This is a genomic window from Caulobacter sp. GW821-FHT12A07, from assembly GCF_058807655.1.
The window spans coordinates 728649-743527 of the sequence record NZ_JBXAQX010000001.1; the positions used below are offsets into that span (position 1 = coordinate 728649).

Here is a 14879-nt window from a genome sequence, read left to right on the forward strand (position 1 = left end):
GCTCGCAGCAGACCTAGACCGCCCCAAACCCACCTCAGGAGCGCGCGCCATGTCCCAGACCTTCGACCTGATCGTCCGTGGGGGCGAGGTGGTGAACCATGCCGGGCGCGGGATCACCGACGTCGGCGTGCGCGGCGGCAAGATCGTCGCCATCGGCGACCTCAGCCAGGCCTCGGCGGGCGAGGTGTTCGACGCCACGGGCCTGACCGTGCTGCCGGGCGTGATCGACAGCCAGGTGCACTTCCGCGAGCCGGGCCTGGAGTGGAAGGAAGACCTCGAAAGCGGTTCGCGCGGCGCGGCCCTCGGCGGCGTGGTCGCCGTGTTCGAGATGCCCAACACCGAGCCGACCACCACCGATCCGGACGCCCTGGCCGACAAGCTGGCCCGCGCCAAGAACCGGATGCACACCGACCACGCCTTCTATGTCGGCGGCACCCACGAGAACGCCAATTTCCTGGGCGAACTCGAACGCCTGCCGGGCTGCTGCGGCATCAAGGTGTTCATGGGCGCCTCGACGGGCAGCCTGCTGGTGCAGGACGACGAGGGCGTCGAGAACGTGCTGCGGCATGTGAACCGCCGCGCGGCCTTCCACTCGGAAGACGAATACCGCCTGGCCGACCGCCGGAGCCTCGCCCGTCCCGGCGACTGGACCAGCCACCCCGAGGTGCGCGACGCCCAGGCCGCCCTGCAATCGACCCACCGCCTGGTGCGCATCGCCAAGAACCTGGGCAAGCGCATCCACGTACTGCACGTCACCACCAAGGAAGAGATCGACTTCCTGGCCCAGAACAAGGACGTCGCCTCGGTCGAGGTCACGCCCCAGCACCTGACCCTGGTGGCGCCCGAGGCCTATGAGCGGCTGAAGGGCTTCGCCCAGATGAACCCGCCGATCCGCGACGCCTATCACGTGGCCGGCGTCTGGCGCGGCATCGAGGCCGGCATCGCCGACGTGCTGGGCAGCGACCACGCCCCCCACACCCGCGAGGAAAAGGCCCGCCCCTATCCGGCCTCGCCGTCGGGCATGCCGGGCGTGCAGACGCTGGTGCCGGTGATGCTGACCCACGTGGTGGACGGCAAGCTTTCCCTCGAACGCTTCGTCGACCTGACCAGCCATGGCGTCAACCGCGTGTTCGGCCTGGCCGACAAGGGCCGCCTGGCCGAAGGCTTCGACGCCGACTTCACCATCGTCGACATGCAAGCCAAGCGAACGATCACCCACGAGCAGATGGCCAACCGCGCCGGCTGGACGCCGTTCGACGGCTTCGAGGCCAAGGCCTGGCCGGTGGCCACCATCGTGCGCGGCATCGTGGTCATGCGCGACGACGAGATCATCGCCGAAGGCCGCGGCGAGCCCGTGCGGTTCCTGGAGACGCTGGCGAAGTAGTTCCCTCTCCCCTTGCGGGAGAGGGTGGCCCCACGCAGTGGGGTCGGGTGAGGGGTCGCACGTACAGAAACGCCGCGACGGCTGTTCAGCTGTCGCGGCGTTTTGCGTCTGAGAGACCCCTCATCCGTCATCCTCCGGATGACACCTTCTCCCGCAAGGGGAGAAGGACCATCGAACACCGCTCGACGAGGTTGAACGGCCGTTCGACGCGCTCCATAACAGGGGGCATGGACACCCTCGTCAGCGCTCCGTTCCGTGACGCCCGCTATGCGCAGCGGGCGCTGGAGGTCGAAAAGCACGGCGAGGCGCTGATCCTGCGCAACCCCATGCCCTATTCCGACGCGGTGCGGACCACCACCGCCCCGCTGGCCCGCTGGGCCGCCCAGGCGCCGAACCGGGTCTGGCTGGCCGAGCGCGTCGAGGGCCAGGAGGGCTGGCGGACGATCACCTATGGCGAGGCGTACGAGAAGATCGTTCGCCTGTCCGACGGCCTCGGTGACGTAGCCCTTCTGCCCGATCCCGACAGGCCGCTGCTGATCCTCGCCCGCAACGGCATTGACCACGCCCTGATCGCCTACGCCGCCATGATGGGCGGACGCGCCGTGGCGCCGGTGTCGCCGCAATATGGCCAGGCGGGCGCCGACCTGACGCGGCTGGGCCAGGCGCTGGAACGCCTGAATCCGGCGGCGGTCTATGTCGACGACGCGGCGGCCTTCGCCCACGGCCTGTCGCATCCGGCCCTGGCGGACCTGCCGATCATCGTCAGCCGCAACGCCCGCCCCGGCGACATCGCGCTGGACGGACTGCTGCGCAGGTTCCAGCCGATCGACTTCGCCAAGCCCGAGCTGCCGGCCAAGCTGCTGCTGACCTCGGGTTCGACCGGGCGGCCCAAGGCGGTGATCTGCACCCACGCCAACATCGCGCTCAACGCCGCCCAGATCGAGGCCTGCTACGCCGACCCCGATCCGCCGGTGCTGGTCAATTCCGCGCCCTGGAGCCACAGCCTGGGGGCCAACGCCATACTGCACATGGTGCTGCACCGGGGCGGCACGCTGTACATCGACACCGGCCAGCCCGTGCCCGGGCGGTTTTCCGAGACGCTGCGGAACCTGCGCGAGGTCTCGCCGACCTATCACAACATGGTGCCGGCCGGCTGGGGCCTGCTGGTCGGCGAGCTGGAGCGCGATCCGGTGCTGGCGGCGACCTTCTTCCGCAAGGTGCGGGTGCTGCAGTACGGCGGCGCGGCCATGGCCCAGTCGATCCTCGACCGGGTGCAGGCGGTGGCCCTGGAGACGACCGGCCAGCGCATCACCTTCGCAGCCGGCTACGGCGCCACCGAGACCGGGCCGACGGCCTGCAACATCCACTGGCTGAACGCGCGCGCAGGGATGGTCGGCCTGCCCACGCCCGGCACTTCGGTAAAGCTCGTGCCCGCCGGCGAGAAACTGGAGATCCGGGTCAAGGGCCCGCAGGTCTCGCCCGGCTATCTCGACCAGCCGGACGCCACGCGCGAGGCCTTCGACGAGGACGGCTTCTACCGTCTGGGCGACGCCGCGCGGCTGGCCGATCCGAACGATCCCTCGGCGGGCCTCGTCTTCGACGGACGGCTGGTGGAGAACTTCAAGCTGGCCAGCGGGACCTTCGTCGCCGCCGGGGCCCTGCGGGTGGCGGCAATCTCGGCCATCGGCGGGGCGGCCAGCGACGCCGTGGTCTGCGGCGAGGGCCGCGACGGCGTCGGTCTGATGCTGTTCCTGGAGCCCCGGACCTGCGAGCGCATCGGCGACGCGGCCGCCGTGCGGGTGGCGATCCGGGCCGGGCTGGAGCGCTTCAACGCCGGGGCCAAGGGCGGCGGCCGCGTGGCCCGCGCCCTGATCCTGCCCGGCGCCCCCGACGCGGCCAGCGGCGAGCTGACCGACAAGGGCTACATCAACCAGGCCCTGGCCCGCGAGCGGCGGCCGGCGGAGATCGAGCGGCTGTTCGCGGTCGCGCCCGATGAAGACGTGATGGTGTTCTAAAGATCCTCCCCCTCTGGGGGAGGTGGCCCAGAGGGCCGGAGGGGGGGACGTTTTCAGCTTCCGAAAAGCTGGCCGTACTTCCCCCTCAGTCGCTCCGCGACAGCTCCCCCTTCAGGGGGAGCATCCAGTGCTAGGGAAGGAAACGAGAATGAACGGCGCCGACGCCCTGATCACCACCCTGGCCGACAACGGCGTCACCGCCTGCTTCGCCAACCCCGGCACCAGCGAGATGCAGTTCGTCTCGGCCCTGGACCGCGAGCCGCGCATGCGCTCGATCCTGTGCCTGTTCGAGGGCGTGGCGACCGGGGCGGCCGACGGCTATGGGCGGATCGCGGGCAGGCCGGCCTGCACCCTGCTGCATCTGGGGCCGGGCTACGCCAACGGCGCGGCCAATCTGCACAACGCCCGCCGGGCCTTCACCCCGATCGTCAACGTCGTCGGCGACCACGCCACCTATCACCGGGGCTTCGACGCCCCGCTGAACAGCGACATCGCCGCCCTGGCCGCGCCCAACTCGCTGTGGGTGAAGTCGGCCGAGAGCGCCGACAGCGTCGGGCCGCTGGCCGCCGAGGCGATCACCGCCAGCTACGGGACGCCGGCCGGGAACGCCTGCCTGATCCTGCCCGCCGACGCCGCCTGGAACGAGGCCACGGTGCACGGCGGGGTGGCCGAGATCCCCGCCCCCGGCGCGCCCGACGCCGAGACGATCGCCGCCATCGCCCACGCGGTGAAGGCGGCCAAGGCGCCGGTGCTGCTGCTGGGCTCGGGCGCCTGCCGGGCGGACGGGATCGCCGCCGCCGGGCGGCTGGCGGCCCTGGGGATCCGGGTGCTGACCGACACCTTCACCGCCCGCCAGGCGCGCGGCGAGGGCCGCTTCCGTCCCGACAAGCTGCCCTATTTCGGCGAGCAGGCCCTCAAGGAGCTCGACGGCGCCGACCTGATGGTGCTGGTCGCCACCGAGCGGCCGGTGGCCTTCTTCGCCTATCCCGACCGGCCCAGCGTGCTCGTGCCCGAGCACTGCGGACTGGAGACCCTGTGCGGCCGGGGCGACGATGCGGCGGCCGCCCTCAACGCCCTGGCCGACGCCCTGGAGGCGCCCGCCGCCGGTCCGGCCGAGCCCTACGCCCCGCCGCCCGCGCCGGCCGGCAAGCTGGACGCCTGGGCCATCGGGGCGGCCATCGCCCGCCACATGCCGGCCGATACCGTGATCTCCGACGACGCGGTGACCGCCGGCCTGCCGATCTTCACCCAGACCCGCGCCGCCCGCGCCCACGACTGGCTGTCGCTGACCGGCGGGGCGATCGGCCAGGGCATCCCGCTGGCCATCGGCGCGGCCGTGGCCCGGCCGGACGCCAAGGTGCTGGCCCTGACCGGCGACGGGGCGGGCATGTACACGGTGCAGGGCCTGTGGACGATCGCCCGCGAGCAGCTGGACGTGGTGGTCGTGGTCTTCGCCAACCACGTCTACCGCATCCTCGGCATCGAGCTTTCCCGCACCGGCGCCGGCCCGGCGGGCCCGGCGGCCAGCAAGCTGCTGGACATCGGCGAGCCGCGCATCGACTGGGTGGCGGTGTCGGAAGGGCTGGGCGTGCCGGCGCAGCGGGTGGAGACGGCCGAAGCCTTCGACGCGGCGTTCGAACAGGCGATGGCGGGCAAGGGGCCAAGGCTGATCGAGGCGGCGCTTTAGGCTTCCCCGACAAAAGGAACCTCCCCCTATGGGGGAGGTGATCGCGAAGCGATCGGTGGGGGGCGTGACTGCGAAGCCGGCCCAGTCGGCGGAAGCTGAAACCGTCCCCCCACCGGCCTTCGGCCGCCTCCCCCAGAGGGGGAGGTTCCGCTGGGCAGGCTCCGCGGTGGAGGGGGCGAGACTGGGCTGGGCAGCGGCGGTCGCCCCCTCCGTCACGCTGCGTATCCGCAGCGCGCCACCTCCCCCGTTGCACGGGGGAGGATTAAAAAATCCCCGCCGGTTCGCACCGGCGGGGTTCTTCGTCAGAGCTCCGAAAAGCTCTTACTTCTTGATGTTGGTCGGCAGCTTGCAGCCGCCGCCGACGCCCTTGGCCTGCAGGCAGGACAGCAGCTCCTTGGGCTTGGGCGCGGGCGCGTTCAGCGGGTAGGACATCACCCAGCCCGGCAGGCCGTCGGCGCAGGCGACTTCGATGAAGCCGTCGGTCTCGGTGCGGCCGATGACCCGGGCGTCGGAAACCTCGCAGCTGCCCTTGCCGTAGGCCTTCAGGTCGGACCACAGGCGCGGGAACACCGCGTTCGGCTTGGTGTAGCTGCAGCGGAAGCCGTTCAGCTCCGAGAACAGGCAGTCATAGACGCGGTTCTCGGTGGGCGAGAACATGCCGATGCCGCCGTCCGGACGGTTCGAGCACTTCAGCTCGACCACTTCCTTCTTGGGGTCGTTCGACGGGAACAGGCCGTAGGATTCGACCTTGCAGTCGAAGCCGGCCTTCTTGGCCAGGCTGGTGTAGAGGCCGGCCTGCTCGGTCTTGGCCGCGCGGCTGTCGGTCAGGGTGCACTCGGCGCCGCCCGGGGCGTTGGCGCAGTCGATGGCGCGGGAGAGAGCGCCGCTGGCCAGGGTCTGCTGCAGCACGTAGCCCTTGCCGTCCTGGCACGAGACTTCGAAGTAGTTGTCGGTCTTGGTGGTCAGGATGTAGCGCTTGTCCTTCACCGCGCAGCCGTTGTTGGCGGCGGCGGCCAGGGTGTCGACGACCTGCAGCTGGGTGGCGCGGTCGGTCAGCTTGCACGAGATGTTGCCGGTTTCTTCGTACAGCAGGCAGCTGTTGGCCACCGTGCCTTCCAGCTTCATCGGGACCGGAACCTGGACGATGTAGCCCGCGCCGCCCTTACAGGCGACTTCGAAGAACGAGTTGTTGTTGCCGGTGCCGATGGCGCGGGCGTTCTGCAGGTCGCAGGCGGCGCTGGCCTTGGCGAGGTAGGGCTTCAGGCCCTGCTTGGGATCGGCGTTGGCCGGCAGCAGGCACTTGAGGCCCGATTCCTTGCCGTCGGCGCCGACCTGGCCGGTCTCGAGGCAGTTGAACGCCTGCGGAGCGGCGTCCTTCTTGGCCACGATGGCGTAGCCCATGCCTTCCTGGCAGGCGACTTCGTAGTAGGAGGTGCTGGTCTTCTTGTCGGCGCCGATCAGGCGGGCGTCGGACACTTGGCAGGCGATGGTCGTCTGCGCCATCAGCGGCGGCGCTTCCTTCATGCCGGTTTCACGCGACTTGGCGTCGACGGCGGCGGCGGCGGGCTTGGCATCCTTCGGCGCCGAAAGGACGGCTGCCGGAACGAGCACGGCGACCGCGAGGGCGGCCGTCAGGCCGATCGCGAATGGCCTCATGTCTGTAGTCTCCTGGGGGTGAATTCCTCGCGGCGGACTTAAGCGCCCGCTTGCATCTAGGGTCAAGATGTCGTCCGACAGGGGCGCAATCATGGCGCGGCTTGGCCATAAAAAATGGGTGGTTTGGGGAGGAGACGGGCGATGAGCGACGGGTTCGAGGAGGCCGCCAGCGACGCGGAATCGCCGCGCCGGCCGCGCCTGGCCTATCCGTTCGAGGTCGAGCCGGAGCCCGGCTCGGGCCAGGCGGTCGAGGTGGCGCCCGGGGTGCTGTGGCTGCGCCAGCCGCTGGGCGGCTCGCTGGGCTTCATCAATGTCTGGGCCCTGGCCGACGGCGAGGGCTGGACGATCGTCGACACCGGCATGGCCACCAAGGAAACCAGCGGCGCCTGGAAGGCCGCCTTCGCCGGCGCGCTGGAGGGACGTCCCGTCACCCGCGTTATCGTCACCCACCTGCATCCCGACCATGTGGGCCTGGCCGGCTGGCTGACCCGCCGCTTCGACTGCCGCCTGTGGATGACGCGGCTGGAATACTTCCAGTGCCGGATGCTGGTGGCCGACACCGGCCGCGAGGCGCCCGAGGACGGGGTGCGGTTCTTCCGCGCCGCCGGCTGGGACGACGACGCCATCGACAACTACAAGACCCGCTTCGGCGGCTTCGGCCGGGCGATCCACGCCCTGCCCGACAGCTATCGGCGCATGGAAGACGGCGAGACCTTCCGCATCGGCGCGCACGACTGGACGGTGGTGACCGGCCAGGGCCACTCGCCCGACCACGCCTGCCTGTGGGCGCCCGGTCTGGGCCTGCTGATCTCTGGCGACCAGGTGCTGCCGAAGATCTCGTCCAACGTCTCGGTCTTTCCCACCGAGCCCGACGCCGATCCGCTGACCGACTGGCTGACCTCGCTGGCCAAGGTCAAGGCGATCGTGCCCGACGAGGTGCTGGTGCTGCCAGCTCACAACGCCCCCTTCCGCGGCCTGCACGCCCGCATCGACCAGCTGATCAACGGCCACGAACGCGGCCTTTCCCGCCTGGTCGGCAAGCTTGCCGAACCCAAGCGCGCCGTCGACGCGTTCGGCGCCCTCTTCGCCCGGCCGATCGGCCCAGAGGTGCTGGGCATGGCCACCGGCGAGGCCATGGCCCACCTCAACTGCCTGATCGGCCGCGGACTGGCGGCGCGGGAGACGGACGAGGCCGGCGTGGGGTGGTATCGGGCGGTTTAGTATTTCCCTCTCTCATAGAGAGAGGGAGGGGCCCGCCGCGAAGCGGTGGGAGGGTGAGAGGTTTCACCGCCAACAAGCAAATCCGAACCTGCAGCCACATACCCGACGTCCAAGTCGCAACTCCGCGCTTCATTCGGTGAGTTTGTTACCTCTCACCCTCCCACGCCTTCGGCGTGGGCCCCTCCCTCTCTCAAAGAGAGAGGGACAAGGTAGGAAAACACCCGTTTGATATTTCGCACACGAAGCATATAGTCGGCGCATGTCGACGCCCCCCGCCCCTGCCCCCGACAAGCGCCTCGTCTTCCTGCTCGCCTCCGGCCATCGGCGGGTGCAGCGCTGGATCGAGGCCAAGCTGGCGGCCGACCGGCACGGCCTGACCTCGGCCCAGTCGGGGGTGCTGTTCTATCTGGGCGGCGCCGACGGGGCGCTGATCGGCGAGGCGGCCGAGGCCCTGGACCTGGCCCCCTCGGCCATGACCGGCCTCGTCGATCGCATGACCCGCGCCGGCCTGGTCGAGCGCCGGCCCGATCCCAAGGACGGCCGCGCCCTGCGCCTGCACCTGACCGACCACGGCCGCGCCGCCCGCGAGGAGGCGAAAGCCGGCCTCGTCCACCTCAACGCCCACCTCACCGAAGGCTTCACGGACGACGAGATCGCCGTGGTCGCCCGCTGGCTTTCGAGCCTGCAGACCAAGTTCCCCAAAGGAGACGCTCCCCAATGACCGAGCACGTGAAGATTGACCGCGAGGCGGGCGTCCTGACCATCACCCTGGCCCGCCCGGACAAGAAGAACGCCCTCAGCAACGCCATGTACGGCGCCCTGGCCGACGCCCTGGAGGGCGCCGAGCGCGATCCGGAGATCCGGGTCGTGGTGTTCCAGGGCGACGGCGACAGCTTCAGCGCCGGCAACGACCTGGGCGACTTCGTGGCCCAGGCCACCGGTGCCTTCACCGAGGAGCGCCACGTGTGGCGGTTCCTGAAGGCCCTGGCCAACGCCACCCGGCCGCTGGTCGCCGCCGTCCACGGCCAGGCCGTCGGCGTGGGCACGACCATGCTGCTGCACTGCGACCTGGTGTTCGTGGCCCCCGACGCGCGCCTGACCGTGCCGTTCGTCAACCTGGCCCTGGCGCCCGAGGCCGCCTCCAGCTGGCTGCTGCCGGCCCGCATCGGCCACGCCCGCGCCTACGCCATGTTCGCCCTGGGCGAGGCCGTGGACGGAACGACCGCCGCCGCCTGGGGCCTGGCCAACGCCGTGGTTCCGGCCGAAGACCTGCGGGCCCGCGCCCGCGCCGCCGCCGACCAGCTGGCCAAGCGTCCGCTGGGCGCCCTGACCGTCACCAAGCGCCTGATGCGCGACGCCGAAGCCATCGCCAGCCTGATGGACAAGGAAGGCGCCCTGTTCGCCGAGCGCCTGCAGACCGCCGAGGCCCGCGAAGCGTTCATGGCCTTCGCCGAACGCCGAGCCCCGGACTTCAGCAAGGTGGGGTAGGATACAAAGATCCTCCCCCTCTGGGGGAGGTGTCGCCAAAGGCGACGGAGGGGGGCCGTTTTCAGCTTCCGCTGCATAGGCCTGCTTCGCGGAAACTCCCCCCACCGATCGCTGCGCGATCGCCTCCCCCACAGGGGGAGGTTCCTCATGACCGACAAGGATCCTCGCCATGGCCGACCGCATCGTCTCGCCCTTCGGGGCCCGCAGCACCGCCGGCGAGGTGGTCGCCGGTCATGATCTCACGGGCCGCACCGCCATCGTCACCGGCGCGGCCACCGGCATCGGGATCGAGACCGCCCGGGCGCTGGCCGAAGCAGGCGCGGAGGTGGTGATCGCCGCCCGCAAGCCCGACCTCGGCGCGGAAGCCGTCGCCGAGATCGAACGCACGGCCGGTCCCGGCAAGGCCCGCTTCGCCATGCTCGACCTTTCCAGCCTGGCCTCGGTGCGCGCCTTCGCTCAGACCTGGGGCGAGGCGCCGCTGAACCTGCTGATCAACAACGCCGGCGTCATGGCCTGCCCGCTCGGCTACGCCGAAGACGGGCTGGAGATGCAGATCGGCACCAACCACTTCGGCCACTTCGCGCTGTCGACGCTGCTGGCGGAAAACCTCGTGGCGGGGGCGCAAGGGTCGGGCGTTCCCTCGCGGCTGGTGTCGCTGTCGTCGATCGGCCATCGCCGTTCGGGCGTGGATTTCGAGGACCCGCACTTCCGCCATCGGCCCTACGACAAGTGGGAGGCCTACGGCCAGGCCAAGACCGCCAACAGCCTGTTCGCGGTCGGCTTCGACGCCCGGTTCAAGGACCTGGGCGTGCGGGCCAACGCCGTCATGCCCGGCGGCATCATGACCCCGCTGCAGCGCCACCTGCCGATCGAGGAGCAGGTCGCCCTGGGCTGGATCGGCGAGGACGGCAAGCCCCGCGACGGCTTCAAGACCCCGCAGCAGGGCGCGGCCACCAGCGTCTGGGCGGCGGTCGGGCCCGAGCTCGACGGCGTCGGCGGGCTCTATCTGGAAGACTGCAAGCAGGCCGTTGCCTGGACCAAGGACAAGCCCTGGGCCGGGGTGCTGCCGCACGCGCTGGACCCGGAGGCGGCCGAGCGGCTGTGGGCGCTGTCGGTGGAGACGACCTGAGTCCCCTCTCCCCTTGCGGGAGAGGGTGGCCCCCGCGAAGGCGGGGGTCGGGTGAGGGGTCTCTCAAAAATCAAAGCTGCGTGCAGCGGACAAGCCGGGTGGAGCGTCTCAAGTCTGAGAGACCCCTCATCCGTCGGCCTTAGGCCGCCACCTTCTCCCGCAAGGGGAGAAGGATCATGAAAAAGCCCCGCCGGTTCGCACCGGCGGGGCTCTTGGTTTCGGGCTGTCTGGAGCCTTAGTGCTGGGCCGGGGCGGCGGGAGCCGCGGCCGCCGGGGCCGGAGCAGCGCCAGCCGCCGGCGCCGCGGCGCCTTCCGCGGCCGGAGCCGCGGCAGCCGGAGCGGCGGCGGCCGCCGCCGGCTTGGGCGCCGGCACGGGCAGGGTCGAGCCCAGGCTGTGCAGGTAGGCGATGATGGCGATGCGGTCTTCCTGCTTCTTCAGGCCCGCGAAGGTCATCTTGGTGCCCGAGATGTACTTCTGCGGACCCTTGAGGAACTGGTCGACGTGGTCGTAGTCCCACTGCGGGTTCTTGCCGCCGAAGTCGGTCATGGCCGACGAATAGGCGAAGCCCGGGTGCGTGCCCGGATGCTTGCCCAGGGTGCCGTAGAGGTTGGGACCGGTGCCGTTGGGGCCGCCCGAATCGAAGTTGTGACACGAGGCGCACTTGGCCGCGACGGCCTTGCCGGCCTCGATGTTGGCGGGCAGCAGGATCACCGAACCCCAGTCGGGCGGGACCTCGGCGGCCGGGGCGCCTTCGCCGCCGGTGTCTTCCTGGACGGCGATCTCGTAGCCGGCCTTCTCGACCTCGTGCTTCTTGAAGACGATGTCGGACGCCTCGCGCAGACCGAAGATCACCAGGCCGGTCAGGAGCACGCCGCCGAAAATCTTGTTGAACGTAAGGTCGCTCATCTCAGCCTTGTCAGCCTCTTTATTGGCCCGCCTTACGTGGGCGGAGCCGATTTATGAGCGCGGGTCCCCCCATGGTCGTCCCACGCGCGATGTTGCGCTCCGGTCTCTGACACGCTACCGCCCCGTGCGCAACCCGGGCGAACCGCGTTTCGCCCAACTCCGGTACGCCATGAACCCGATCGTCCTCATCCCCGCCCGCATGGCGGCAACCCGCCTCCCCAACAAGCCGCTGGCCGACATCGGCGGGCTGCCGATGATCGTGCGCGTGCTGCGCCAGGCGGAGGCCGCGGGCATCGGCCCGGTGGCCGTGGCGGCCGGCGATCCGGAGATCGTGGCGGCGGTGGAAGCCGCCGGCGGCCGCGCCGTGCTGACCGATCCGGCCCTGCCCTCGGGCTCCGACCGCATCCTGGCGGCCCTGGCCGTGCTGGACCCGGACGGCGTCCACGACGTGATCATCAACCTGCAGGGCGACATGCCCTTCGTCGATCCGGCGGTGCTCAGCGCCTGCGCCGGCCAACTGGCCGCCCACGCCGACGCCGACATCGCCACCGTGGTGGCGCCGGAAGCCTCGGCCGACGACCGGTCCAACCCCGACGTGGTCAAGGCCGTGCTGGCCATGGACGCGAGCGGAAACAGCGGCCGCGCCCTCTACTTCACCCGCTCCACCCTCTATGGCGACGCGCCCGTCTGGCGCCACATCGGCATCTACGGCTATCGCCGCGCCGCGCTGGAGGCGTTCAACGCCGCAGCGCCCTCGCCGCTGGAAAAGCGCGAGAAGCTGGAGCAGCTGCGGGCCATGGAGCTGGGCCTGACGATCCGCGCGGCGGTGGCGGGCGAGGCCCCGATCTCCGTCGACAACCCTTCCGACCTGCAGGCCGCGCGCGACCACGCCGAAAAGACTGAAAGCTAGATGAGCACCCTCAAGAAGATCGCCTTCCAGGGCGAACCCGGCGCCAACAGCCACGAGGCGTGCCGCACCTACTTCCCCGACTACGAGGTGCTGCCCTGCGCCACCTTCGAGGAGGCGTTCGAGGCCATCAAGACCGGCGCCGCCCAGCTGGGCATGATCCCGATCGAGAACTCGATCGCCGGCCGCGTCGCCGACGTCCACCATCTCCTGCCCGCCTCGGGCCTGAAGATCATCGGCGAGCGCTTCAAGCCGATCCGCTTCCAGCTGATGGCCAACAAGGGCGTGACGCTGGACACCGTGACGACCGCCGTCTCGATGCCGATCGCGCTTTCCCAGTGCCGCAACAGCCTCAAGCGCCTGGGCCTGGCCAAGGAAGGCGCGGGCGACACCGCCGGCGCGGCCAAGGCCCTGGCGGCCAAGCCCGACCCGACCCGCGCCGCCGTCGCCCCCGCCCTGGCCGCCGAGATCTACGACCTCGACATCCTGGCCCGCGACATCGAGGACGAGCGCCACAACACCACCCGCTTCCTGGTGATGACCGCCGACCCGGCCCCGCCGGCCCCGTCGTTCACCCACCGCTGCGTGACCAGCTTCGTGTTCCGGGTGCGCAACCTGCCGGCGGCCCTGTTCAAGGCCCTCGGCGGCTTCGCCACCAACGGCGTCAACATGACCAAGCTGGAAAGCTACATGGAGAACGGCGCCTTCACGGCCACCTTCTTCTACGCCGAGGTCGACGGCCGCCCCGAAGACCGCAGCCTGGCCCTGGCCTTCGACGAACTGCAGTTCTTCTCCGAGAAGTTCGAGATCCTGGGCGTCTATCCGGCCGACCCGTTCCGCGACGGGAAGTAGCCCCCTTCTCCCCTTGCGGGAGAAGGTGTCGGCGAAAGCCGACGGATGAGGGGTTTCTCAAAAGCCAGACGCCGCGAAAGCTGATCGGCTTTCGCGGCGTTTTGCGTTCGTGCGCCCCCTCACCCGACCTCCTTCGGAGGCCACCCTCTCCCGCAAGGGGAGAGGGACCATAGGGCGGCCTTCACCCCCTGCCCGTTCCGCCCTATTCTCCCGGGCCATGACAAAGCCCGTTCCCGCAGATGTCGTCTCGCGCCTGAAGTCCGTGCTGGGCGAGGGTGGATGGAGCCAGGATCCCGAGCGGCTGGCGCCGAAGCTGGTGGAATGGCGCGGGCGCTGGAAGGGCGAGACGCCGCTGCTGGTGACGCCCCGCACCACCGCCGAGGTGGCCGCCGTAGTGGGCATCTGCGCGGCCGAGGGCGTGGCGATCACCCCGCAGGGCGGCAACACGGGCCTCGTCGCCGGCCAGATCCCGCAGGGCGAGATCCTGCTGTCGACCGAGAAGCTGCGGGCCGTGCGCGACGTCGACGCCCTGGACGACGTCATGGTGCTCGAAGCCGGCGTGACCCTGTACGAGGCCCACCAGCAGGCGGCGAGCGTGGGCCGGCGGTTCACCGTGGGCGTGGCCTCGGAAGGCTCGTGCACCATCGGCGGGCTGATCTCGACCAACGCCGGCGGCACGGCCGTGCTGCGCTACGGCATGATGCGCGAACAGGTGCTGGGCATCGAGGCCGTCCTGCCCAACGGCGAGATCTGGAACGGTCTCAAGCGCCTGCGCAAGGACAACACCGGCTACGACCTCAAGCAGCTGCTGATCGGGGCCGAGGGCACGCTGGGCGTGGTCACCGCCGCGGCCCTGAAGCTGCACGCGCCCCTGGCCTCGCGGGCCGTGGCCATCGTCGGCCTGGCCTCGCCGGAGGACGCCATCACCCTTCTGGCCAAGGCCAAGGACGAGACCGGCGGCGCGGTCGAGGCCTTCGAGCTGATGGGCCGCCTGGGCTTTGCTCTGACCGTACGCAACGTGCCGGGCCTGCGCGATCCTCTGCCCACGGAGCATCCCTGGTACGTGCTGATCGAGATCGCCAGCGGCGAGCCCGGCGCGGCCGAGGCGGCGCTGGAACGCCTGCTGGCCGGGGCCTTCGAGGCCGGCCTGATCGCCGACGCGGCCGTGGCCCAGACGCAGACCCAGATGAAGGACTTCTGGCACATCCGCGAAGGCCACTCCGCCGGCCAGAAGCCCGAGGGCGCGGTGTGGAAGCACGACGTGTCGGTGCCCGTCTCGAAGATCCCGCTGTTCATCGGCCAGGCCAATGCGGCGATCGACAAGGCCTTCCCCGGAACCCGCATCGTCGCCTTCGGCCATGTGGGCGACGGCAACGTCCACTACGACGTGCTGAAGGCCTCCGGAGGCGACGACGACGCCCATGACGCCCTGCGCGAGCAAGGCGCCCGCATCGTCCACGACATCGCCGCCAGCTTCACCGGCTCGATCAGCGCCGAACACGGCCTTGGCGCGATGAAGACCGCCGAGGCCCTGGCCTACAAGGACCCCATCGAGGTCGCCGCCCTGCGCGCGATCCGCGCGGCGCTCGACCCGCAGCGGATCATGAACCCGCGGGTGCTGTTCTAGGCCGTC

The 14879-nt window shown here is 70.5% G+C and carries 12 protein-coding genes; 10 read left to right on the plus strand and 2 right to left on the minus strand.

What is annotated here, in order from left to right; translation table 11 throughout:
• The first annotated feature begins 49 nt into the window (after window positions 1-49).
• The 3 genes from AC1RRS_RS03440 to AC1RRS_RS03450 all read left to right on the plus strand — a co-directional run bounded on the left by AC1RRS_RS03440 (window position 50) and on the right by AC1RRS_RS03450 (window position 5086).
• The gene (locus AC1RRS_RS03440; protein WP_492853947.1) at window positions 50-1384 is read left to right on the plus strand and encodes a dihydroorotase; all 1335 of its coding nucleotides are present in this window, start codon (window positions 50-52) and stop codon (window positions 1382-1384) included.
• A gap of 227 nt (window positions 1385-1611) precedes the next feature.
• Window positions 1612-3399: an AMP-binding protein gene (locus AC1RRS_RS03445; protein ID WP_492853948.1), complete on the plus strand. Its 1788-nt coding sequence runs from the start codon at window positions 1612-1614 to the stop codon at window positions 3397-3399.
• A gap of 148 nt (window positions 3400-3547) precedes the next feature.
• Window positions 3548-5086 carry an acetolactate synthase large subunit gene (locus AC1RRS_RS03450; protein WP_492853949.1) on the plus strand — a complete coding sequence of 513 codons (1539 nt, stop codon included), beginning with the start codon at window positions 3548-3550 and terminating at the stop codon, window positions 5084-5086.
• A gap of 321 nt (window positions 5087-5407) precedes the next feature.
• Here AC1RRS_RS03450 and AC1RRS_RS03455 read toward each other — a convergent pair whose 3' ends face one another.
• Window positions 5408-6742, minus strand: coding sequence for a hypothetical protein (locus tag AC1RRS_RS03455; protein ID WP_492853950.1), 1335 nt, complete (start codon window positions 6740-6742; stop codon window positions 5408-5410).
• 141 nt (window positions 6743-6883) lie between these two features.
• Between AC1RRS_RS03455 and AC1RRS_RS03460 the strand changes: the two genes are divergently transcribed.
• From AC1RRS_RS03460 to AC1RRS_RS03475, 4 genes are all read left to right on the plus strand, one after another.
• Complete coding sequence (locus tag AC1RRS_RS03460) at window positions 6884-7963, plus strand: MBL fold metallo-hydrolase (RefSeq protein ID WP_492853951.1); 1080 nt, start codon at window positions 6884-6886, stop codon at window positions 7961-7963.
• A 259-nt stretch (window positions 7964-8222) separates the two neighbouring features.
• Window positions 8223-8684 carry a MarR family winged helix-turn-helix transcriptional regulator gene (locus AC1RRS_RS03465; RefSeq protein ID WP_492853952.1) on the plus strand — a complete coding sequence of 154 codons (462 nt, stop codon included), beginning with the start codon at window positions 8223-8225 and terminating at the stop codon, window positions 8682-8684.
• Window positions 8681-9451 carry an enoyl-CoA hydratase gene (locus tag AC1RRS_RS03470; protein ID WP_492853953.1) on the plus strand — a complete coding sequence of 257 codons (771 nt, stop codon included), beginning with the start codon at window positions 8681-8683 and terminating at the stop codon, window positions 9449-9451. The genes AC1RRS_RS03465 and AC1RRS_RS03470 overlap by 4 nt, the downstream gene beginning before the upstream one ends.
• A gap of 169 nt (window positions 9452-9620) precedes the next feature.
• Window positions 9621-10580, plus strand: coding sequence for an SDR family NAD(P)-dependent oxidoreductase (locus tag AC1RRS_RS03475; RefSeq protein WP_492853954.1), 960 nt, complete (start codon window positions 9621-9623; stop codon window positions 10578-10580).
• Window positions 10581-10815: 235 nt separating this feature from the next.
• Here AC1RRS_RS03475 and AC1RRS_RS03480 read toward each other — a convergent pair whose 3' ends face one another.
• A complete protein-coding gene (locus tag AC1RRS_RS03480; protein ID WP_487290383.1) occupies window positions 10816-11487 on the minus strand; it encodes a c-type cytochrome in 672 nt (223 codons plus the stop codon).
• A gap of 169 nt (window positions 11488-11656) precedes the next feature.
• Here AC1RRS_RS03480 and AC1RRS_RS03485 point away from each other — a divergent pair, with 169 nt between their 5' ends.
• From AC1RRS_RS03485 to AC1RRS_RS03495, 3 genes are all read left to right on the plus strand, one after another.
• The gene (locus AC1RRS_RS03485) at window positions 11657-12397 is read left to right on the plus strand and encodes a 3-deoxy-manno-octulosonate cytidylyltransferase (protein WP_492853955.1); all 741 of its coding nucleotides are present in this window, start codon (window positions 11657-11659) and stop codon (window positions 12395-12397) included.
• The gene (locus AC1RRS_RS03490; protein ID WP_492853956.1) at window positions 12398-13246 is read left to right on the plus strand and encodes a prephenate dehydratase; all 849 of its coding nucleotides are present in this window, start codon (window positions 12398-12400) and stop codon (window positions 13244-13246) included.
• 217 nt (window positions 13247-13463) lie between these two features.
• Window positions 13464-14873 carry an FAD-binding oxidoreductase gene (locus tag AC1RRS_RS03495; protein WP_492853957.1) on the plus strand — a complete coding sequence of 470 codons (1410 nt, stop codon included), beginning with the start codon at window positions 13464-13466 and terminating at the stop codon, window positions 14871-14873.
• Window positions 14874-14879 lie beyond the last annotated feature (6 nt).

Coding starts and splice junctions, on each gene's coding strand:
- AC1RRS_RS03445 (WP_492853948.1), top strand. CDS start 1,612: ATGGACACCCTCGTCAGCGCTCCGTTCCGTGACGCCCGCTATGCGCAG.
- AC1RRS_RS03475 (WP_492853954.1), top strand. CDS start 9,621: ATGGCCGACCGCATCGTCTCGCCCTTCGGGGCCCGCAGCACCGCCGGC.
- AC1RRS_RS03485 (WP_492853955.1), top strand. CDS start 11,657: ATGAACCCGATCGTCCTCATCCCCGCCCGCATGGCGGCAACCCGCCTC.
- AC1RRS_RS03490 (WP_492853956.1), top strand. CDS start 12,398: ATGAGCACCCTCAAGAAGATCGCCTTCCAGGGCGAACCCGGCGCCAAC.
- AC1RRS_RS03460 (WP_492853951.1), top strand. CDS start 6,884: ATGAGCGACGGGTTCGAGGAGGCCGCCAGCGACGCGGAATCGCCGCGC.
- AC1RRS_RS03455 (WP_492853950.1), bottom strand. CDS start 6,742: ATGAGGCCATTCGCGATCGGCCTGACGGCCGCCCTCGCGGTCGCCGTG.
- AC1RRS_RS03465 (WP_492853952.1), top strand. CDS start 8,223: ATGTCGACGCCCCCCGCCCCTGCCCCCGACAAGCGCCTCGTCTTCCTG.
- AC1RRS_RS03495 (WP_492853957.1), top strand. CDS start 13,464: ATGACAAAGCCCGTTCCCGCAGATGTCGTCTCGCGCCTGAAGTCCGTG.
- AC1RRS_RS03470 (WP_492853953.1), top strand. CDS start 8,681: ATGACCGAGCACGTGAAGATTGACCGCGAGGCGGGCGTCCTGACCATC.
- AC1RRS_RS03480 (WP_487290383.1), bottom strand. CDS start 11,487: ATGAGCGACCTTACGTTCAACAAGATTTTCGGCGGCGTGCTCCTGACC.
- AC1RRS_RS03440 (WP_492853947.1), top strand. CDS start 50: ATGTCCCAGACCTTCGACCTGATCGTCCGTGGGGGCGAGGTGGTGAAC.
- AC1RRS_RS03450 (WP_492853949.1), top strand. CDS start 3,548: ATGAACGGCGCCGACGCCCTGATCACCACCCTGGCCGACAACGGCGTC.